This is a genomic window from Jonquetella anthropi DSM 22815 (assembly GCF_000237805.1).
GTDB classification, from domain to species: Bacteria; Synergistota; Synergistia; order Synergistales; family Dethiosulfovibrionaceae; genus Jonquetella; species Jonquetella anthropi.
Map to the genome: position 1 here is coordinate 1552715 of NZ_CM001376.1, position 18938 is coordinate 1571652.

Consider the following 18938-nt stretch of genomic DNA (forward strand, 5'->3'; position numbering starts at 1 on the left):
CAGGTCCCCCTCCGCCGTGCGCTCAAAAGGGGCTCTTCCCGTCACGACTCCTATTGTAGCCCATCAGCCCTGCTCCGTCGAACCGCTCATCGCGAAACAATTTCTTTCTGCCCTGCGAACTGCCGGCGGCAATGCTATACTGACGAAGAAAAATTTTGGCGATCATGAGGTGACCTCCGTGTTCCGTCGGCTGATTGGCTTTACCCTCCTTCTCTCAGCTCTTGCCTGCGGCGCCCAAGCGGCTCAGAACTCAATGGGCCCGTGGCGCATCTCCGTGACGGGAGACCTGATGGCCCACAAGCCTCAAATCACCGGCGCAGCGCTCAAGGACAAGTACGACTTCAGCCCGTCGTTCGCCCTCATCGCCCCGTACCTCAGGCGGGCTGACCTGATGGTCGGCAACTTGGAGACGACGCTGAGCGGAGCGCAAAGACGGTTCACCGGCTATCCGTGCTTCAACACGCCGGATGAATTCGCCCTCGCCGTTAAAAAGGCCGGCTTCGATCTGGTCTCCACCGCCAACAACCACAGTCTTGACCGACACGGGCCGGGGCTTTTCCGGACCCTGAAGGTCCTCGACAGCGTCGGCCTCGCCCACCAGGGTTCGTGGGCCTCGCAGGAAGCCCGCCAAAAGCCACTGACAGTTCAGGTCGGGCCGATGACCGTCGCCTTCGTCGCTTGGACGTACGGGACCAACGGAATTTCCATGCCGAAGGAAGCCCCGTGGGCCCTTGGCCTTTTGTCCGATCCCCAAGCGGTCGCCGCCGATATCGCCGCGGCGAAAAAAATGAGGCCGGACCTGATTGCCGCGCTCGTCCACTGTGGGACTGAGTACAAGCTGACGCCGCCGCAAAGCGTCGTCAACTTGGCCGACAGTCTGATCGCCCAAGGGGTTGACCTCGTGCTGATGAGCCACCCCCACGTGGTCCAGCCAGTGGCAGTCCGAACCGTCAAGACGCCCCAAGGCATCCGGCGCGGGCTGGTCGCTTGGTCGCTGGGAAACTTCATATCCTGCCAGCGAACACACCCTCGCGACTGGGGAGTGATTCTCCAGCTGGACTGTTGGCCCCTGCCCCACGGAACGCTCGTGACGGCGTCGGCTCTGCCGACGTGGGTCCGGTTTCGCCCGCAGGGCCGGGGCGTTCAAGCGGCCGTCGTCTCGGTGGGAGACGCGCTGCTGAACCCGTCAGGCTTCAGCAAAGCTGAGCTGGCCAGACTTCGCGCCGTCTGGGCGGAAAGCACGAAAACACTTTTAGGCGACTCGCTGCCCAGCTCTTCCGTCCGAACGGATTTTTCCCTCAATGTTCTCCCTCTGTTCGTCCCCGCTCCGGCTCAGCCGGCGGAGAAAAAATAACTCGGTTTCAACGACGTTATCAATATACTGTGAGGAGACGTGATGCTCGTGTACGACTTTGACGCTCTGATTGACCGCCGCGGCACCGGCTGCACCAAATGGGATGACACCGCCGCGCGTTTTGGCAAAGAAGGCCTGCTTCCCCTGTGGATCGCCGACATGGATTTTCCCGCCCCGCCCTGCGTCGTGGAGGCGATTTGCCGCCGCGCCCAGCACCCGATTTACGGCTACTGCGTGTTCCCCTCGGACTACCACGACGGGTTCGTGGCGTGGCAGAAGAAGCGCAACAACTGGGACGTGAAGAAAGAGTGGATCTGCCACACCCCCGGCGTCGTGAGCGCTATTTCCATGGCCGTCCAAAGCTTCACTGTTCCGGGCGACAGCGTCCTTTTCTGCACGCCCGCTTACCCGCCCTTCAAGGGAACCGTCGAAGCGCTGGGACGTCATGGAGTCGACGCCCCCATGGCCTTTAAAGACGGGCGGTTTGAGCTGAACTTCGACGCGATGGAAGAGAAGGCCAAGTCAGCCCGAATGCTTCTGTTCTGCAACCCCCATAACCCAGCCGGCCGTTCATTCAGCCGGGAGGAACTGAACAGGGTCGCCGAGATTGCAGAGAAAAATAACCTGATCGTCGTCTGCGACGAAATTCATTCCGACATCGTCTACGAGCCGTGCCATCATATCCCGTTCGCCAGCCTGAACGACTGGACGAAAGACCACTGCGTCGTCATGATGGCGCCCAGTAAAACGTTCAACATCGCCGGGCTGACCACGTCGCTGATCGTGATCCCGAACGACAAACTGCGCGGGCAGTTCCTCCGTTTTACCGACGATTGCACCCATATCGGCGGCGGCAGCGTCTTCGGCCTTGTCGGCTGTCAGGCCGCCTTTGAGGGCGGTGAGAGCTGGCTCGACGAGCTGCGCGCCTACCTGAAGGGCAACGTTGACTTCGTCGAAAAAGAGCTGGCCGCCCGCGTCCCGGCGGTCAAGCTGGTCCACCCTGAGGCGACCTACGTGCCGCTGGTGGACTTTCGTGAGCTCGGCATGACGAACGAAGAGCTCCAGAAATTCCTCGTGGAGAAAGTTGGCGTCGCCCTCAACGACGGAGCCTCCTTCGGCGAGCTCACGAAAGGCTTCGCCCGGCTGAACATCGCCACCCAGCGAGCGCACCTTCGTGAGTTCATCGACCGGCTCGAGGCGGCCCTTAAACGGTGACCTGCCCTTCCCGCCCCAAACTTGTCCTGTGCGACATGGACGGCTGCCTTTCCAAGGACAAAGGGTTCCCCTTTGACCTTGACGCCATGAGCAAGCTCCGCGACCTCATTCACTCTTCAGGGATCCCGTTTGCTCTGGCCACTGGCCGCTCTGACCCGTACGTCGAAGCGGTGACGCAAGCGCTGGACATCACAACCCCCTGCATGTGCGAGCACGGGTGCTATCTGTATTTTCCTTCGCTCAAACGCCCAAAGGCCAACAGCTGCCTCACCCCGGCCGGACAGGAGCTGATGGACCATCTGAGGAGAACGATCGAAGCGCACTGCGCTCAGCTGAACTGTTTTACCGAGCTGAAGCGCACCTGCCTTTCGATTCACCCCTGCCGGCAAGGGAAGGAACTGCAGTCCGATTTGGAGCTGCTGATCGCGAACGTTAAAGCCCTCATCACGCCGGAGCAGCTCGCCGAGCTTCAAGTCAACAGATCCTCCTGCACGCTTGACATCGTTCCCCGCGGCTGCGATAAAGGGGCCGGAGCTTGGGCGCTGTGCCAAACGCTTCGCGTCAGCCCGAACGACGCGCTGGCCATTGGGGACAGCGAGATCGACCTGCCGATGATGGCCGTCTGCGGACTGTCCGCCGCGCCGGGCAACGCCCGGCCGGCCGTCAAAGAGCGCACCGGCTGGCTCGCGCCAAGCGAGAATATCTTCGGCGTTTTAGAAATTCTTGACCGTTTTCTCTCCGAACGAGCGCGCTAGCACCAAGAGAAACGCCGTGGCCCCTTCTCACCTGAAGGGCCGCGGCGTTTCGTTTACTTCTTTTTTTCTCTTCCGCCGCCTCGTCGCGGCGCCAAAGGATCAGGGCAAGGGCCGCGCAGATCGAGCCGACGATCAACCCCCAAGCGATGTAGTCGTTTCTCCCTCGGCCGACGAGATGGCCGCTAAGCCCGGCCAAGGCGTAGCCGTAGGCCAGCAGCGCGGCCAACGAAAGGTACAGTACCAGCTGACGCAAGACCACGGCCCCCTCCCTGAGTTCTGCCGAATTTCCACTTTCTATTCCATTGTAGCATCCGGATAATTATCGTACCGTCTTCTCAAGCCCAACATGCTACAATAACGGTGCTTACAGACTTATAGTGCATTCAATTTACATGAATGGAGCGATCTTTCGATGTCCTTGGCATCTCAGCCGATTCCTTCGTTTGACCTTCACCGCAACTACGCACGAGTCAAAGACGAGATCAACGCCGCTGTCGCGCGCGTTTTAGAAAGCCAGCAGTTCATCATGGGAAGCGAAGTCTCCTCCTTTGAGGCGGAGGCGACCTCTTTCTTGGGGGCACACCGCGCCATTGCCTGCGCATCCGGCAGCGACGCCTTGGTGCTCGCCATGATGTCCCTCGACCTCAAACCCGGCGACGAGGTCATCACTACCCCGTTTTCCTTCTTCGCCACGGTCAGCTGCATCACGAGAGTCGGCGCGACTCCGAAGTTCGTCGACGTTGATCCGGCCACTTACAACATCGACCTGAGCCGCCTCTCTGAGGCGATTACCGATCGGACCCGGGCGATGATTCCAGTCCACCTGTTCGGCCAGATGGTCCCTCTCGAGCAGACAGAAAAAGAGCTGGCTGAAAGACACATCACGGTGGTCGAGGACAGCGCGCAGGCTTTCGGCAGCTGGCGGCGGGTTGGAGATCGAATGATCATGGCCGGCGCTTGGGGCGACCTCGGGTGCTACTCGTTCTTCCCCACCAAGAACTTGGGCTGCTATGGCGACGCCGGTATGGTGACAGCCCGAGACGACAGGACGGCGGACCGGATTGCCAAGCTCCGAGTTCACGGCGCCGGCAAGCAGTACTTCCACGAGGAAGTGGGACTGAACAGCCGTATGGACGCGCTGCAGGCGGCTATCCTGCGGGTTCGGCTCGCTCACCTGCCCCAGTGGATCGAAGAGCGCCGGGCCATCGCCGAGCGGTATCGGCTCCTTTTTGAACAGGCCAACTTGACCGAGTTCGTGACGCCGCCGGCCGAACTTCAAGGCAACTGCCACACCTACCACCAGTACGTCATCCGCGCTAAAAAACGGGACGAGCTGATGGCGTTTATGGCGGAGAACGGGGTGGCGACGCGAGTGTATTACCCTCAATCGCTTCACCTGCAGAAGTGCTTCGCGTCGTTCGGCGGCCGACCGGGCCAGTTCCCGGTCTCTGAGCAGCTGACCCAAGAAGTCCTCGCCCTGCCGATGTTCCCCGAACTGACGGCCGACGAGCAAGCCCGCGTCGTTGAAACAATGTCCAAGTTCTACCGCAAGCAGCAACTTCTTAGCCCGTCAGGCTCCTAGAGGTGATTTTTCATGATGATGCCGTACCTTGATCCGACGTTCCTCCTGATCGTCCCGGCTTTGCTGCTGGCCCTTTGGGCCCAAACAAAAACGCAGCGGACTTTTGCCGCCTACAGCCGAGTGACCAGCCAGAACGGGTACTCGGCGCAGCAGGTCGCCCGATCGCTGCTCGACAGGTTCGGCCTTTCAAGCGTGCCGATTCGCCCTGTCCCCGGCTCGCTGACCGATCATTATGACCCGCAGGACAAGAGCCTGTCCCTTTCTCAACCGGTGTACGACAGCCACTCCATCGCGGCGATCGGCGTTGCGGCTCACGAGGTCGGGCACGCCATCCAGCACGAACAGGAATATCGGCCTCTGGCGATTCGGAATGCCATTGTGCCGGCCGCCAATATCGGCTCTCAAGCCGCGCTCCCCCTCTTCTTCATCGGACTTCTCATGAGAGGGCAAACGCTGATGACCTTGGGCATTGTCCTGTACTTGGGAGTTCTGGCCTTCCACCTCGTCACGCTACCCGTCGAGATTGACGCCAGCCGGCGGGCCCTGCGGCTTTTGGACGAGACGGGGATGCTGAGCCGCCCGGAACTGCTGGGCGCCAAGAAAGTTTTAAGCGCAGCTGCTTTGACGTACGTGGCGGCGACGCTCATGTCGCTGACCCAGCTCGTCCGGCTGCTGATCCTTCGCGGTGCCACAAGGAACCGAGACTAGCTGAACCGTTTCGGGCGGGGTGAAAGTCACTCCGCCCGTCGGTTTGTCTTCTGGAGGGATGTTCATGTTCCCACCTCTTTTTTTGTTCCTGTTGTTCCTGCTCCCTCTGGCCGGTTTCTTTACGCTGTGGCTCGCCGTTCCCCTGCTTCTGATCGGCTTGGCGGTCTTTGCGTTCGGCGGTTTGGACTGGCAGGTATGGCGGCCTGACCGGCTGTGGAAGCTGCTGACCGATCAGGCTTCCAGACGAAACGCGGCCCTTCAGAACGCGACCGTGCGCCTGCTGCGCGAACAGGACCCCGCGTCAAAGCCTGCCGGCGTCGAGCCGGACGGCTTCGGCCTGTCGTCTCAGCTCAGCTCCGCCCAAGTCTGGGACGCGGCCCATCACGCCCTCTACCGGCTTCGAGACGGCGAAAAAGATCTGGCCGTCACGGCCGGAGGCTCGTCAGCAGCCTTGACGCTGACCACCGTCATTTTAGCCGTCCTCTTGCTCGGCCTGCTCCTTTTCAGCGGGCATCTCAGCCTGTTGACCGGCGTGCTGGCCGTCTTGGCCAGCCGGGCGATTGCTCCGGCGATCGCCCCGAGCTTTGAGCGTTTCGCGCTGATTAACGCTGACGTGAGAGGCCTTCGCTTGGCGGACATTCGAGAGACCGCCGAGCGCCAGTCCGCTTTAGGCGGCCGGTTTCTCTGGTCGCAGGGTGGCTTTTTCATCTCCACCGCCGACGAGGGAGCTCCGCTCGAAGCGGAAATTTTAGACGAAACGCCGTCGGACAGGAGCATCTCGTGAGAGGCATTGAAGCGGCCCTGAAAGTCCTCTCCGCCGTCGAAAAGGGCGGGTTCGCGTCCCAAAAGCTGAGGGATCTTCCCCTCGACGCCCCGGATCGGACTCTCGCAGCGTCTCTGGTTTACGCCTGTCTGCGGCGGGCCGAGCTGTGGCGTTTTCTCGCGTTTGAATATCTCCGCCCAAAGCCCGAAGGGTTTTCCCCGTCGGTCCGTCTCGCGCTCCAGCTCGGCGCGGCCGGAGCGCTTGAACTGAAAAACTTCGCCGTGCCCGCGTTAGTCAACGGCTTAGTCGACTGGACAAAACGGTCTGACCGCGGGGGGGCAAAAGTGGTCAACGCGGTCATGCGCCGTCTGCTCGACCAAGGACCGGCGCGCCTTGAACAGTTGGGAAACGACCGTTCGCTGGAAGCGCGAAGTCTGCTGTTCGGGGTTCCTCTCTGGGCTGCCCGCCTTTTCACCCGCGACTACGGCTCCGAAACTGGGGACGCTCTGCTGAAGACCCAGCAGTCTCCCGTCGCCTTAGCGCTTCGGGTCTCCCGATCGGACTTGCGGGAACGCGTCCTCGCGTCCTTGGGGGCGTCGGGCTGGAACGCTTCGCCGTCTGACCTCTTAAGCGAGTCCATTCGCCTTGAGACGACCGCTCTGCCACCCTGCCTGCCCGGGTATGACGCCGGACTCGTCACGCCTCAGAGCGAAACGTCCATGTCCGTCGCCCACGAAGCGGCCGCCTCGTGCCCCGAAGGCCGAATCCTCGACATGTGCGCCGGCCGGGCCGTCAAATCGGGAGCGGTGCTTCAAGCCAATGTCCGGCTCACGCTGGAAGGCTGGGACCTCTCGAAGCCACGGGTTCTCGCCGGCATGAAAGAACTCACCCGGCTGAACCTGACAGGTCGGGCAAAACTTCGGACAGGCGACGCGCTGGAACTCGTCCCAGAAGAAGCGCCGGACGCCATTTTAGTTGACGCGCCCTGTTCAGGAAGCGGAACGTGGCGGCGTCACCCGGAGGCCAAGTGGCGGCTGAGCGAATCGGACTTAGCAAGCAACTCGGCTCTGCAGCGCCGGCTTCTTGATCGGGCCTGCCGGCTCGTCAAGCCCGGCGGGACGGTGATTTACTCTACCTGCAGTCTGTTTGCGGCAGAAAATGAAGCGGTCGTCTCGCAGGTCATCGAAGAGACGCCGATGACCGTTGAACCGCTCAGTCCTTCTTTTAAATTTGACTCACTTCGATCTCCCGGCGCCGTCGCGTTTCCCTCGACGCCGTGGAACGACGGATTCTATCTTGTTAAGTTGCGACGTCCGCTAGGAAAGGAGCGGTAATATGCGTTTTCTGCGTTTGGCGATTCTTCTGGCCCTCTTGGCCGTCATCGGATCGGCGGCTGTCATCGGGTACAACATTTTCTTGGGCAGCTCAAGCTCTCCGCTGCCTCCGCTTCGCGGGACTTCCGTCGTTGAAGCGGTCGCGACGCTTGAAAAAATAGGGTTGCAAGCCCGTATCGATCAACAGGAGTCGTCTCTGCCTCAGGGCACTGTCATCAGCCAGTGGCCCGAAGCGGGACGCAAGCTCCGCTCCGACAAAATCGTCACTCTGAGAGTCAGCCAAGGAACTCAGGGCGTAGCTGTCCCAGATGTCAGACGGCAGCCTGAAGCATCTGCCGTGGCGCAGCTGCAGAACCAAGGGTTCGCGGTAGGAGACCTTCTCAAGGTATCGGCGTCTGAGCCGGCCGGCACTGTCATCGCCCAGAACCCGGCCTATCCGGCCAATATTCCGTCGTCGCAGAAAGTTGACCTGCTGGTGAGCCTCGGCCAAGTTGCCGCCGGCAAGGTGATCCTTCCCGACGTGGTGGACAAGAAACTTTCTCAGGCCCAAGAACTTCTGAGCGCCAGCGGCCTGAGAACCTCCGTCACATGGCAGTACGGCAAATCGACCCCCACCGGCATGGTGATCGCCATGAGCCCCCGAGCCGGCTCATCAGTCGCGCAGAAGAGCAAGATCACGCTCACCGTGGCCACGACAGATAAGAAATACGCGACTCAGCCGACCGCGGACGAGCTGCCGCAAGCCGGCCCTACAACAGCGACTGGTGCTAAAATCGTCATGGTGACTCCTGCAGGAGACGCAGAACCCGCAGCTCCGGCCGAGAACGCCGAAGCCCCGAGCGGAACAACAACCGCCACTCTTCCAGCGCAAGGCGAGCAAGCCTCACCTGCTACCGTTTCAGCGCAAGGAGAACAAGCCGCGCCCGGGCCGGCTCAAGTCGATCAAACGTCGTCCGCACAGGGCCGTAAGACCGCGACCGTCCGCTACCAAGTGCCGCCGGTCAAGGGCATGAGCCTTCGGATTGAGATGACCGACCGCAGCGGCACCCACAAGATTCTCGAACGGCAGGCCAAGCCAAGCGAGACGATATCGCTCAACGTACCTTATACCGGTGAGGCGATCGTCACCATCTTCCTCGGCGGGGAATTTGTCTGGCAGGATCGGTACAAATGAGAAAGTTCTTCCTCGCGCCGTCGCTGTTGTCAGCTGATCCGCTGGCCTTGGCTGAATCGGTCGAGAAACTCGACGGCGCGTATGACTGGCTCCACGTGGACATCATGGACGGCCACTACGTGCCCAATTTGACGTACGGCCCGTCGCTCGTCAAAGCCCTGCGGAAAAAGTACCCGGACGCGTGGCTTGACGTCCACCTGATGGTAGAGCCGTCGGAGAATTTTCTGGACATGTTTCTGCCCTGCGGCGCCAGCTGCCTCACCGTTCATCAGGAGAGCACCCGACACCTGCACAGGGCCTTAACGCGAATCAGGGAGAACGGCATCTGGGCGGGCGTCTCACTCAACCCGGGGACGCCGGTCTGCATGGTCGAGCCGGTGCTCGACTGTTTGGATCTCGTCCTGCTGATGTCGGTGAACCCCGGGTTCGGCGGCCAGTCGTTTATTTCAAGCGTCTGCTCCAAGGCTCAGACCCTCTGCCAGTGGAGAGCCGCCAAGAATTTGAATTTCGTCATCGAAATGGACGGAGGGCTTGGGAAGGACACGCTTGTCCAAGCGCTGACTGCCGGAGTTGACGCGGCAGTCATGGGAAACGCCCTATTTAACACTCCTGCTCCGGCACAAACGGCCCGGGAGATGAGAGAACGTGCCATGGAGGTGCTTTCAAGATGATCGACACTCACAACGCGGAATATCACAGCCTCGAAGAGCTTGGCAGCGTCCTGCAGAAAGCCCGGCAAGCTCGGGGCGTTTCGATCGAAGACGTCACAACGATGACCTGCATTCAGCCCCGTTTTCTCGAGGGAATTGAGCGGGGCGACTTTTCCGGCTTTTCCAGCTGGGTTCAGGCCCGAGGCTTCGTCCAGAAATACTTGAGCCTGATGAACCTGATGGATGTCTGGCCGGCGTACTCCCCGTTCTTGAGCGACACGCCGCCAGTCTTTCCGGCCCCGGCGACTTTAGCTGAGGAGGAGCCGACAGTAGACGAAGCCCTGCCGGAAGGAGAGGACGAACCGGTTTCACAGGAAAAGCTTGCCCCGGGCGAAGTCGACGAGGGTGACGAGCCTGCCGCCCCGCTGAACGAGGATTACCACATCGGGGAGCAGATTGAAGCCCCTGAGTTCTCTGGCACAGACCGCGATGAACCTGATCTGCCGCTCGCCCCGTTGGTTTCCAATGCCGAAGTTGGAGAAGACGAGCGAGAGGCTGTCTCTTCTCACGAAGACCAAGCAGACCATGCCGTAACCGTTCAGGTTCCCCGACGGTCAAGGCCTTCAACGCCGCCCCGCCAGTCGGCCCAGTGGGCCAATGACCCGCTTCAGCCGCCGATCTCCCGGCGCAAAACGGTTGCCCCATACGCGACCCGGCGGAAAAAAGGCGGCGGATTGATCCTGCTTGCCTTAACCGTTTTGATTCTCATCGGCGCCGGTTGGACCTGGTGGAGCCGCCGAGACGTGTCGCTTGACGTCGCCCCAGCCACTCAAACTCAAAAAACCGCCGACACCATTGCAGTTCTGCCCTCAAACGAAACGCCTTCCGAAGGCGAAACGTCGTCGGGCGCAGGAAAGACCATCCCGACAAACCCGATGGCTGCCGATATCGTACACGTCCGCCCCGCGCAAGAGACGCCGAACCAGCCGGCTCAATCGACTGGCACGTCTGAACAGAGCGCGGGCGCTCTGGCCGCGTCAACCTCTACTTCGGCCGTCTCAGCCTCCGCTTCGTCATCGAAACAGCTCGTCATCGTTGCCGATGGCGACTGCTGGCTTGATGTGACCCGGGACGGCAAAAAAATCTTCGCGAAGATCATCAAAAAAGGCGCCCGCCACTCCTTTGAAATCGGCACTGGCCTGCGAGTTATTTACGGTGCCGGACAAAACGTCAAGGCTTCGGTGGACGGCAGCGCCCCGGCTTCCCCGGGCGGCGGCGTCCTTCGACTGATTTACGCGCCGGACGGGACTGTCTCCAAGCAGTGAAAACAGCTCACATCGTCACTTTAGGCTGTCCGAAAAACGAGGCGGACAGCGAGCGGCTTGCCGGGATCATGGCGAGGGCGGGGTTTTCCTTGACCGACAAGTCTGAGGGCGTAGACCTTATCTTACTGAACACCTGCGGCTTCATCCAACCGGCCGTCGAAGAGGGCATCAGCACCATGCTCGACATGGAAACGATGAAAGCCCGCGGCGACGTAAAGGCCTTGGCCGTCGTCGGCTGCATGGTCAACCGGTACGGCGACGACCTTAAAAAGGAATTCCCCACCGTGGACTACTGGGCGCGCTCCGAGCAATGGCAAGAGCTCATCGAGTCGATGGGAGCAACCTACTTGGGAGACGGGCGGCATATCCTGACCCGAACGCCTTGGACCCGGTATCTCAAAATCAGCGAGGGCTGCAACTGCCAGTGCTCCTACTGCGCTATCCCCGGCATTCGGGGACGGCTGTGCAGTCGCCCCATCGACGAGCTGGTTCAAGAAGCCGGCCGGCTCGTCTCAGAAGGCGCCAAAGAGCTTTGCCTTGTCGGCCAAGAGCTGACCGAGTACGGCGCTGACCTCTACAAAAAGCGTTCTCTGCCAAAACTTTTGACCGAGCTCGAGAAAACGCTGCCCCAATCGGTATGGCTTCGGCTTTTTTATCTCCACCCTTCCCACTTGGACACGGCGCTTCTCGAACAGATCGCGTCCAGCAAACAAATCGTCCCGTGGCTCGACGTGCCAATTCAGCACATCGACAATCAGGTCTTGGAGCGCATGGCCCGGCCGCCGGTGGAGACGAAAATTCGGTCGCTGTTTAAAATCGCCCGGGAGATTAACCCGGACTTTGCCTTCCGCACCACCTTGATGGTTGGTTTTCCCGGCGAGACGCGGCGCCAGTTCGACCGGCTTCTGGACTTTGTGGAGGATATCCAGTTCGACCGGCTAGGAGCTTTTACCTACTCGCCGGAAGACGGCACGAAGGCGGCTTCGTTCCCCGACCAAATCCCCGAAGACGAAAAAGGGCGGCGGTACGACGAGCTGATGTCGCTTCAGCAGTCCATTTCCCGGCGGCGGCAGGCGCTGTTCGTCGGCCGACGGCTCGACGTCCTCGTCGAAGAGGTCGATCAGGACGGCACCCGCTGGGGACGCAGCTATCGGGACGCCCCGGAAATCGACGGGGCTGTCGCCCTTTCCGGCTCGGCCTCTCAGCCGGGCGATATCGTATCCGCTCTGATTGACGACAGTTCAGAGTACGACCTGTTCGGCCGTCCAGTTGAAAGCGAAGGGAAATCATGACCGATTCTCAGGAAAAACGCCCTCTCGGCGCCGCCGGCTGGATTGCCACGCTGGCTGGCTCCGGGCGCATGGGACAGGCCCCCGGCACGATTGGAAGCGCAGAAGCCTGCATCATCGCGTACTTTCTGCCGGCTCAGGTCATGCCTTGGGCAATCTTAGCGGCCATTCTCGTCGGGACGTGGGCCAGCGGCGCTCACGCTAGAGCGCTCGGCCAGTCCGACCCGGGGGAAGTCATCGTCGACGAGCTGGCAGGCCAGTGGATCGCGTTGGCCGGCCATATGGTCAGCCGCGCCTCTGCCGGTTGGCTAATCCCCTGCCTTGCCCTGTTCCGACTTTTTGATATTCTCAAGCCGTGGCCGGTCAACAAACTCGAAAAACTGCCCGGCGGCGTCGGGATCATGGCCGACGACCTGCTGGCCGGCGTGGAGGCAAACCTCTGCCTCGTCGCCTTTCGGTACTTTTTTCAGGGCCAATCCGGCACAGGACTTTTGACATGGTTTCTTTAGAGACCTTAAACGAGAAAGCACGCGCCCTACAGGAGCTGGCGGTCCGCCAAGGGCTGACAGCGGCAGCGGCCGAGTCCTGCACCGGCGGGCTCATCGGCGCGGTGATAACGTCCGTGCCCGGCAGCTCGAACTGGTACGTCGGCGGCGTCATCAGCTACTCAAACGACGTCAAGGTGAACGTGCTGGGCGTGGCGCAGTCCATCCTCGACGAGTCCGGCGCCGTGAGCGCGCCCTGTGCTGCCAGCATGGCCCAAGGGGTTAGGCGCCTGACCGGCTCAGATATCGCCGTGTCGGTCACTGGAATCGCCGGGCCCGACGGCGGAAACGCGGAAAAGCCCGTCGGGACGGTCTGGTTCGGCCTTCAACCGGCGGTTGGCGATCCTATTACCCTGTGCCGTCATTTCCAAGGCGACAGGACGAGCGTCAGGCTTCAGACCGTAGAATTTGCCTTCCAACTGCTGCGCCGGGCCCTTTTAGGACAGGAGCTGAACGGTGAGTAGCCAAGACAGCCGGCGGTGGTTCTTCTGTCTGCCGCTGGAAAAGCCCGACCAAGCGAGTTTTGCCCGGCTACAGTGCGTCTGTTCCCCCGCCGCCCTTCGGCCGACGGACTGCCGATGGGCCCACGTCACGCTGCGGTTCTGCGGGCCACTTCCACCGGAGGCGAGCGGACAGCTGATTGACGCGTTCCCGCTCGTTCCGCTCCCCGGCCCGTTCGTCCTCCGGGGCGAAGGAGACGTCGTCCTCATGGGAGCCGACGCGTGGAGCCTGAAGCTGGACTGTCCGCCCCAACTGACCGAGTGCGTCCGCTTTGCAGCTGAGGTCTGCCGACGGGCAGGGCTGGCGCCCGAACGGCGTCCGTTCGTCCCCCATATCACCATCGGCCGGCGGAGAGGGCGGGTCAACGCGGCTCTGTTTCAGCCGTTTGAACGCTGGTCGTTTTCCGTCGAAGCCGTTCAGCTTCGGACCAGCACTTTGACGCCTCAGGGCGCCCGGTATCAGATTCTTGCAAGCCGCAGTCTCCCCGCGGCGCCTCAATCCCAAGAGGAGGGAAAATCGTGACGAAACGTCAGGCTCCAACGACCAAGGAAGAAGTTCTGACCCAGGCCATTGATGAGATCCGAAGCAAATTCGGCGAAGGATCCATCATGCGGCTGGGCGACAACAAGGCCATTCAGGCTGACGTCATCTCCACCGGCATTCTGCCGCTCGATGTCGCTCTGGGCGTGGGTGGCCTGCCCCGAGGCCGAATCGTCGAGATCTTTGGCCCTGAGGGCACGGGAAAGACGACGCTGGCGCTTCACGCCATCGCCGAGACACAGGCATCCGGGGGCATTGCCGCGTTCATCGACGCCGAACACGCGCTCGATCCTCGGCTGGCCGCCGCTCTGGGCGTTGACGTTGAAAGCCTCTACTTGGCCCAGCCTGACAGCGGCGAGCAGGCCCTGTACATTCTGGAAACGCTCGTGCGCAGTAGCGCCGTGGATATGGTCGTCGTCGACTCGGTGGCGGCCCTGACGCCTCAGGCAGAAATCGACGGACAGATCGGCGACCCGAGCGTCGGCCTGCAGGCCCGGCTGATGTCCTACGGGTTGAGACGGCTCACCGCCGCCATCGCCAAGAGCCGGTGCATCGTCATCTTCATAAACCAGCTGCGAGCCACCATCTCAACCGGCTATGCCCGGGGCCCTCAGGAAACGACCACCGGCGGCCGAGCGCTGAAGTTCTACACGTCGGTCCGAATCGAAGTGCGGCGGGGCAAGAACATCACCAAAGGCGAGGAGACCATCGGCCACGAGCTGTTCATCAAGGTCGTCAAGAACAAGCTGGCGCCGCCGTTCCGCACCGCCCACGCCTCGCTGATTTACGGTCAGGGCGTGCCAAAGACCATGGCCGTGGTGGACATGAGCATGGACGCCAACATCCTGAAGCGCAAAGGCTCGTGGGTCACCTACAAGGGCGAGACGATCGCTCAAGGAAAGGAGAAGGTCGCAGCCTACTTGGACGAGCACCCGGATCTGAAGGAAGAGATCAAGGCCGCCGTCTTGGCGAAAGTCTCCGAAAGCCTCGGCTTTGTGACCGTCAGCGAAGAAGGGGACGAGCCGGAAGAGGGCGAAGCATCCGGCGGGCCGCAGATCGACATCGACGAAGAGGTCATCGAGCTGACCAACGAAGAGTAATTCCAAAACAGAGTCAAAGCGTTTCAGGTTCCTCTGCCTGAGACGCTTTTTATTTTTGCCGTCATTTCTGAGTCTTACATTCGGCAAGGCACTCGCCGATTCAACCGACGAATGGTGATAGAATACAAGACGAAAAGGCTCGACAATCGGCCGACGATATCCGCGCAAAGGAGCCCGTTAATGAGCGATACGAATAGAACTTTTGCGGAAGTGTCCGCGCTCTCCGAAGGGGAGCGCTTCAACGCGTTCGGCCTCGTCACGTCCGTTCGGATGCTGCGGGACCGAAACGATAACCCCTATTGGAACGTCGAGCTGTCGGACAAAACCGGCACGATCACCGCGAAAATATGGGGAAACTGTCAGTGGTACGACAAACGCTCTGACCCTGCCAAGGTCATCACATCCCCTGCCGAGTCACCGGACATCATCAACTTGAAGGGCAAGACGCTGGGCGTCTTGGGGCAGGTTGGCTCGTACAACGGCAAGACGCAGTACACGTTCAACAAGGCCTACATTCTGAACCAGACTGACGAGCGATACAAAGCCACGGCTCTTATCCAGTCGTCCGACGTGCCAATCGAGGAGCTGAGCCGCCAGTTCTCCGAGCTCATCAACGGCTGCAGCGGCCCGGCCGGAGATTTTCTGCGGTTCGTGTTCGACCCTCAGGGGCCGTATTGGGACATGTTTCTCGTCTACCCAGCGGCAGTGGCCCATCACCACGCCTACGTTCACGGCCTGCTGGAACACACGCTCGGCGTGGCGCGGCTGGCTAAGTCCATGGCCGAAAGTTACGCCGGCTCGGCCCTGCGCCCAGACGTGAACGTGGTAACTGCCGGAGCTTGCCTTCACGACCTGGGGAAACTGGACTCGTACCTGCTCTCCCCCGGCCCGGAAATGACGCTCGAGGGCACTGTAATAGATCACGTGGCCCGCGGCTACGCCAAGTTCTGCCGGCTGGCTGAGGAATTTGGCCTTCAAGAGCCCCTAAAGACCCATCTGGGGCACATCCTGCTGAGCCATCACGGACAGAAGGAGTTCGGCTCGCCGGTCCTGCCGGCCACGCCGGAAGCCCTCATCGTCGCCGCCGCGGATAATTTGGACTTTCTTTTGGCCTGCTGGAGCCAAGCGACCGGCGCGTTAGACGGCGGGACCGACCCAGGACAGGCCATATCGGCTTGGGACTTTTCCGCCCAACGACGTTTCTGGAAGTGGCGGCCTGACGACCCCGCCGGGAGCGAACCGTGTCATACCAATTTGAAGTAACCCGACACGACGACGGACGCCGGCTGGACGCCCTGCTTCGGAGCATCTATCCGGCGCTGCCGCTCGGCGCTATGATGAAGTTCTTCCGAAAAGGAAGCGTGCGCCTCGACGGGGCCCGCGCCGACTTTCGGACCAAAGTCGCCGCAGGTCAGATGGTGTTCGTCCCGTGGGAAGCACCCGACGCCCAGCCGGAAGTTCAAGTCCGACACAGACCGCTTGACGTCCTTTACCGGAGCGATTCCGTTCTGGTGATCAACAAGCCGGCCGGACTGCTCAGCCAGCCGGACACTAAAGGCGAGGACAGCGTAGCGACTCGCGCGCTCGGCTACGCCTCCGATCCGGCCTTCGGCGCCCAGCTGGTTCACAGGCTGGACAGGAACACATCAGGGGTCATGATCCTCGCGCTGGACGGACAAGCCCTTCGGAGCCTGATGGTCTGCTTCAAAGAGCGAACGGCGAATAAAACCTATCTCGCTCTGGTCAGCGGCCAGCTGCCGCCTTCCGGGCAAATCGACGCGCCGCTGCTCAAGGACCCGGACAAAAAACTCGTCCGAGTGGCGTCGAATGGCGAACGGGCCGTTACGCGGTTCCGACGCCTCGCCACCGACGGACAGTTCAGCTTGGCAGAGGTGGAGATCCTCACGGGCCGAACCCATCAGATCCGCGTCCACATGAACCACATCGGCCACCCGATCTTAGGCGACGCCAAGTACGGCGACTTCTCCGCCAAGCCACAGGTGCGCCGGCTGGGAATCCGCCGCCCGATGCTTCATGCTACTTGCTTGGTTGTGAACTCCCCGGACGACTGCCTGAAGGAGATCTCGGGGAGACGTTTCGACGCGCCGTTAGCGGCCGACATGGCGTCGGTCTGCCAAAAGCTTGGATTTGAGATTTATTCCTAATTAAAATCGTTTTTAAACATCCTGAGGAGGAAAAAACATGAGAAACCTGAACCTGATCATCACCGACCGCGCCTTGGAGAGACTCAAAGAAATCGGCCCCGAGTGTGAAGTGTACATCGACCAAATCGGCATGGCGTGTCACAGCCAGCTGGTGGCGCTGGTCAAAACGGCCGAGGGGGCCAATTTCAGCGAGGCCGACTTCACCAAGCTCGAAAAGGACGGCGTGACCATTTGGGTCCCCGACGCCATCGAGTTCGAGAACGACCAAGTGGAAATCGACCTGCAGGGCATTTTCTTCATGGTCGTCCCCATGTGCCTGTCTGCCCTCATCCAGCAGCCCGCTTCGGGCGGCTGCGAAGGCTGCTCGGGGTGCTGCGGCGGATATTAGTCGTTTTATCCCGTCGGCCCCTCCCGTATTTTCTCTGTCAGAGCGGCCAGAACATGGTATGATTGAACTGTCAGAAAGCAATCAACAGTGAGGTAGTTTCTCGTAGTGGAATGCAACGACTTGTCGTTGCCAACATCATTTGGAGGTGCTTCCCATGGCTGTTGTGAAAAGAACTTCTGAAAACGTTCTGCTGAGAACCGCTCTGGCGAACTTCTACGGCGCTGCCGAGGAGATGGGGCTGCCTGACGGGCTCACGGACATTCTGGCTCACTCCGAGCGCAAGACCTGCGTTTCCGTCCCGGTTGAGATGGATGACGGATCCATCCGCGTCTTCGAGGGCTTCCGGGTACTGCACAGCAGCGCTCTGGGCCCCGGCAAGGGCGGCGTGAGATTCCACCAGGACGTCTGCATGGACGAGTGCGAAGCTCTGGCGTTCATGATGACTTGGAAATGCTCGCTGGCCGGCATCCCCTACGGCGGCGGCAAGGGTGGCGTCAACTGCGACTCCCTCAAGCTGTCAGCCAAGGAAAAAGAGCGTATCGCCCGCACGTTCGCGGCCCGCATTGAGCCCGTCGTCGGCGCTATGACCGACGTGCCGGCTCCCGATCTGGGAACCGATCCTCAGACCATGGTGTGGTTTACTGACACGATCAGCAAGATGCGCGGCCGGCTGGAACCCGCCATCTTCACCGGCAAGCCCGTGTCGTTCTGGGGCGCCCGCGGACGCGGCGCTGCCACCGGACTCGGCGTGGCCACCTGCGCCAAGGCTCTGCTTGACGTGGTCGGCGCCCAGGTCAAGGGCGGCAAGGTCACAGTTCAGGGATTCGGCAACGTGGGCAGCTTCACCGCTAAGTTCCTGCACGAGTTCGGCATGAAGGTCGTCGCCATTTCCGACATCACCGGCACGTACTACTGCCCGGACGGCCTCGACATTCCCAAGGCTCTGGCTCATGCAGCCAACGACCCGAAACGTCTGCTGACCGGATTTGAGAAAGTTCAGCCCGGCGTCAAGAAGATGGAGTGCGCCGATATCTTTGACATTGAGTGCGAAGTGATGCTTCCCTGCGCCATGGAAGGCGCCATCAACGCCAAGAACGCCGACAAGATCAAGGCTAAGTTCATCGTCGAAGGCGCCAACGGACCGACGACCCCCGAAGCCGATGAGATCCTCGCCAAGAAAGGCGTCCTCGTGATTCCTGACTTCCTCGCCAACTCGGCGGGCGTCATCGGATCCTACTACGAGTGGTGCCAAGACCTGAGCGGCGACTTCTGGACGGAAGAGCGCTACAACGAGCGTCTTGTCCATCAGATGACCGAGAACTTTATGAGAGTGTGGAACTACTCGAAGGAACACAACGTCCGCATGAGAAGAGCCGCCTTCTTGGCCGCTATCCATCGAGTTGCCGAAGCCGTCAAGATGAGAGGTCTGTTCCTGTAAAAATTGTCCTTTACAGAAAAAATTCCCTGCCGTATCTCGGCAGGGAATTTTTCATAGGCTCCCCTGAGACTCGTCCGGCAGTCCTCCCGTTGAACTGCCGCTTAGAAAAGTT

20 protein-coding genes are annotated in these 18938 nt (G+C 61.0%); 19 read left to right on the forward strand and 1 reads right to left on the reverse strand.

Annotated features, from left to right (window positions below):
• Positions 1 to 22 precede the first annotated feature (22 nt).
• Complete coding sequence (locus tag JONANDRAFT_RS08415; RefSeq protein WP_231366882.1) at positions 23 to 166, reverse strand: hypothetical protein; 144 nt, start codon at positions 164 to 166, stop codon at positions 23 to 25.
• A gap of 12 nt (positions 167 to 178) precedes the next feature.
• On the opposite strand from JONANDRAFT_RS08415, the gene JONANDRAFT_RS07260 reads away from it, so the two are divergent.
• The 19 genes from JONANDRAFT_RS07260 (at position 179) to JONANDRAFT_RS07350 (ending at position 18826) form a co-directional block, all read left to right on the forward strand.
• On the forward strand, positions 179 to 1354 hold the full coding sequence (locus JONANDRAFT_RS07260; protein WP_008523380.1) for a CapA family protein: 1176 nt from the start codon (positions 179 to 181) through the stop codon (positions 1352 to 1354).
• 42 nt (positions 1355 to 1396) lie between these two features.
• On the forward strand, positions 1397 to 2569 hold the full coding sequence (locus JONANDRAFT_RS07265) for a MalY/PatB family protein (RefSeq protein WP_008523383.1): 1173 nt from the start codon (positions 1397 to 1399) through the stop codon (positions 2567 to 2569).
• Positions 2566 to 3324 carry an HAD family hydrolase gene (locus JONANDRAFT_RS07270; protein ID WP_008523385.1) on the forward strand — a complete coding sequence of 253 codons (759 nt, stop codon included), beginning with the start codon at positions 2566 to 2568 and terminating at the stop codon, positions 3322 to 3324. The genes JONANDRAFT_RS07265 and JONANDRAFT_RS07270 overlap by 4 nt, the downstream gene beginning before the upstream one ends.
• Positions 3325 to 3736: 412 nt before the next feature.
• Positions 3737 to 4906, forward strand: coding sequence for a DegT/DnrJ/EryC1/StrS family aminotransferase (locus tag JONANDRAFT_RS07275; RefSeq protein WP_008523388.1), 1170 nt, complete (start codon positions 3737 to 3739; stop codon positions 4904 to 4906).
• A 12-nt stretch (positions 4907 to 4918) separates the two neighbouring features.
• A complete protein-coding gene (locus JONANDRAFT_RS07280; RefSeq protein ID WP_008523390.1) occupies positions 4919 to 5614 on the forward strand; it encodes a zinc metallopeptidase in 696 nt (231 codons plus the stop codon).
• A gap of 64 nt (positions 5615 to 5678) precedes the next feature.
• Complete coding sequence (locus JONANDRAFT_RS07285; RefSeq protein ID WP_008523391.1) at positions 5679 to 6398, forward strand: DUF6391 domain-containing protein; 720 nt, start codon at positions 5679 to 5681, stop codon at positions 6396 to 6398.
• The gene (locus JONANDRAFT_RS07290; RefSeq protein WP_008519622.1) at positions 6395 to 7711 is read left to right on the forward strand and encodes an RsmB/NOP family class I SAM-dependent RNA methyltransferase; all 1317 of its coding nucleotides are present in this window, start codon (positions 6395 to 6397) and stop codon (positions 7709 to 7711) included. Before JONANDRAFT_RS07285 ends, JONANDRAFT_RS07290 begins: the two co-directional genes overlap by 4 nt.
• 1 nt (position 7712) lies before the next feature.
• Positions 7713 to 8885 (forward strand): PASTA domain-containing protein, encoded by a 1173-nt coding sequence (locus JONANDRAFT_RS07295; RefSeq protein WP_008523393.1) that lies wholly within the window; start codon positions 7713 to 7715, stop codon positions 8883 to 8885.
• Positions 8882 to 9556, forward strand: a complete 675-nt coding sequence (gene rpe / locus JONANDRAFT_RS07300; protein ID WP_008523395.1) for a ribulose-phosphate 3-epimerase — start codon at positions 8882 to 8884, stop codon at positions 9554 to 9556. Before JONANDRAFT_RS07295 ends, rpe begins: the two co-directional genes overlap by 4 nt.
• Positions 9553 to 10860, forward strand: a complete 1308-nt coding sequence (locus tag JONANDRAFT_RS07305) for a RodZ domain-containing protein (protein WP_008523397.1) — start codon at positions 9553 to 9555, stop codon at positions 10858 to 10860. The genes rpe and JONANDRAFT_RS07305 overlap by 4 nt, the downstream gene beginning before the upstream one ends.
• On the forward strand, positions 10857 to 12152 hold the full coding sequence (rimO, locus tag JONANDRAFT_RS07310) for a 30S ribosomal protein S12 methylthiotransferase RimO (protein ID WP_008519630.1): 1296 nt from the start codon (positions 10857 to 10859) through the stop codon (positions 12150 to 12152). The genes JONANDRAFT_RS07305 and rimO overlap by 4 nt, the downstream gene beginning before the upstream one ends.
• The gene (locus tag JONANDRAFT_RS07315; protein WP_008523399.1) at positions 12149 to 12658 is read left to right on the forward strand and encodes a phosphatidylglycerophosphatase A family protein; all 510 of its coding nucleotides are present in this window, start codon (positions 12149 to 12151) and stop codon (positions 12656 to 12658) included. The genes rimO and JONANDRAFT_RS07315 overlap by 4 nt, the downstream gene beginning before the upstream one ends.
• Positions 12646 to 13158 carry a CinA family protein gene (locus JONANDRAFT_RS07320; protein ID WP_008519634.1) on the forward strand — a complete coding sequence of 171 codons (513 nt, stop codon included), beginning with the start codon at positions 12646 to 12648 and terminating at the stop codon, positions 13156 to 13158. Before JONANDRAFT_RS07315 ends, JONANDRAFT_RS07320 begins: the two co-directional genes overlap by 13 nt.
• The gene (locus tag JONANDRAFT_RS07325) at positions 13151 to 13717 is read left to right on the forward strand and encodes a 2'-5' RNA ligase family protein (protein ID WP_008523402.1); all 567 of its coding nucleotides are present in this window, start codon (positions 13151 to 13153) and stop codon (positions 13715 to 13717) included. Before JONANDRAFT_RS07320 ends, JONANDRAFT_RS07325 begins: the two co-directional genes overlap by 8 nt.
• Positions 13714 to 14835 carry a recombinase RecA gene (gene recA, locus JONANDRAFT_RS07330; protein WP_008519636.1) on the forward strand — a complete coding sequence of 374 codons (1122 nt, stop codon included), beginning with the start codon at positions 13714 to 13716 and terminating at the stop codon, positions 14833 to 14835. Before JONANDRAFT_RS07325 ends, recA begins: the two co-directional genes overlap by 4 nt.
• Before the next feature lie 180 nt (positions 14836 to 15015).
• Positions 15016 to 16098, forward strand: a complete 1083-nt coding sequence (locus tag JONANDRAFT_RS07335) for a 3'-5' exoribonuclease YhaM family protein (RefSeq protein ID WP_008523405.1) — start codon at positions 15016 to 15018, stop codon at positions 16096 to 16098.
• Entirely contained in the window at positions 16077 to 17000 is a 924-nt protein-coding gene (locus JONANDRAFT_RS07340) for an RluA family pseudouridine synthase (protein WP_008523406.1), read from the forward strand. The genes JONANDRAFT_RS07335 and JONANDRAFT_RS07340 overlap by 22 nt, the downstream gene beginning before the upstream one ends.
• Positions 17001 to 17037: 37 nt before the next feature.
• Positions 17038 to 17388, forward strand: a complete 351-nt coding sequence (locus JONANDRAFT_RS07345) for a hypothetical protein (protein ID WP_008519643.1) — start codon at positions 17038 to 17040, stop codon at positions 17386 to 17388.
• Positions 17389 to 17542: 154 nt separating this feature from the next.
• The gene (locus tag JONANDRAFT_RS07350) at positions 17543 to 18826 is read left to right on the forward strand and encodes a Glu/Leu/Phe/Val family dehydrogenase (RefSeq protein ID WP_008519644.1); all 1284 of its coding nucleotides are present in this window, start codon (positions 17543 to 17545) and stop codon (positions 18824 to 18826) included.
• Positions 18827 to 18938 lie beyond the last annotated feature (112 nt).

What these genes read in the sequence shown, in the direction of transcription:
- JONANDRAFT_RS08415 (WP_231366882.1), bottom strand. Translation starts at nt 166, where the DNA reads ATGATCGCCAAAATTTTTCTTCGTCAGTATAGCATTGCCGCCGGCAGT.
- JONANDRAFT_RS07265 (WP_008523383.1), top strand. Translation starts at nt 1,397, where the DNA reads ATGCTCGTGTACGACTTTGACGCTCTGATTGACCGCCGCGGCACCGGC.
- JONANDRAFT_RS07275 (WP_008523388.1), top strand. Translation starts at nt 3,737, where the DNA reads ATGTCCTTGGCATCTCAGCCGATTCCTTCGTTTGACCTTCACCGCAAC.
- JONANDRAFT_RS07280 (WP_008523390.1), top strand. Translation starts at nt 4,919, where the DNA reads ATGATGATGCCGTACCTTGATCCGACGTTCCTCCTGATCGTCCCGGCT.
- JONANDRAFT_RS07285 (WP_008523391.1), top strand. Translation starts at nt 5,679, where the DNA reads ATGTTCCCACCTCTTTTTTTGTTCCTGTTGTTCCTGCTCCCTCTGGCC.
- JONANDRAFT_RS07295 (WP_008523393.1), top strand. Translation starts at nt 7,713, where the DNA reads ATGCGTTTTCTGCGTTTGGCGATTCTTCTGGCCCTCTTGGCCGTCATC.
- rpe (WP_008523395.1), top strand. Translation starts at nt 8,882, where the DNA reads ATGAGAAAGTTCTTCCTCGCGCCGTCGCTGTTGTCAGCTGATCCGCTG.
- JONANDRAFT_RS07305 (WP_008523397.1), top strand. Translation starts at nt 9,553, where the DNA reads ATGATCGACACTCACAACGCGGAATATCACAGCCTCGAAGAGCTTGGC.
- JONANDRAFT_RS07315 (WP_008523399.1), top strand. Translation starts at nt 12,149, where the DNA reads ATGACCGATTCTCAGGAAAAACGCCCTCTCGGCGCCGCCGGCTGGATT.
- JONANDRAFT_RS07320 (WP_008519634.1), top strand. Translation starts at nt 12,646, where the DNA reads ATGGTTTCTTTAGAGACCTTAAACGAGAAAGCACGCGCCCTACAGGAG.
- JONANDRAFT_RS07335 (WP_008523405.1), top strand. Translation starts at nt 15,016, where the DNA reads ATGAGCGATACGAATAGAACTTTTGCGGAAGTGTCCGCGCTCTCCGAA.
- JONANDRAFT_RS07345 (WP_008519643.1), top strand. Translation starts at nt 17,038, where the DNA reads ATGAGAAACCTGAACCTGATCATCACCGACCGCGCCTTGGAGAGACTC.
- JONANDRAFT_RS07350 (WP_008519644.1), top strand. Translation starts at nt 17,543, where the DNA reads ATGGCTGTTGTGAAAAGAACTTCTGAAAACGTTCTGCTGAGAACCGCT.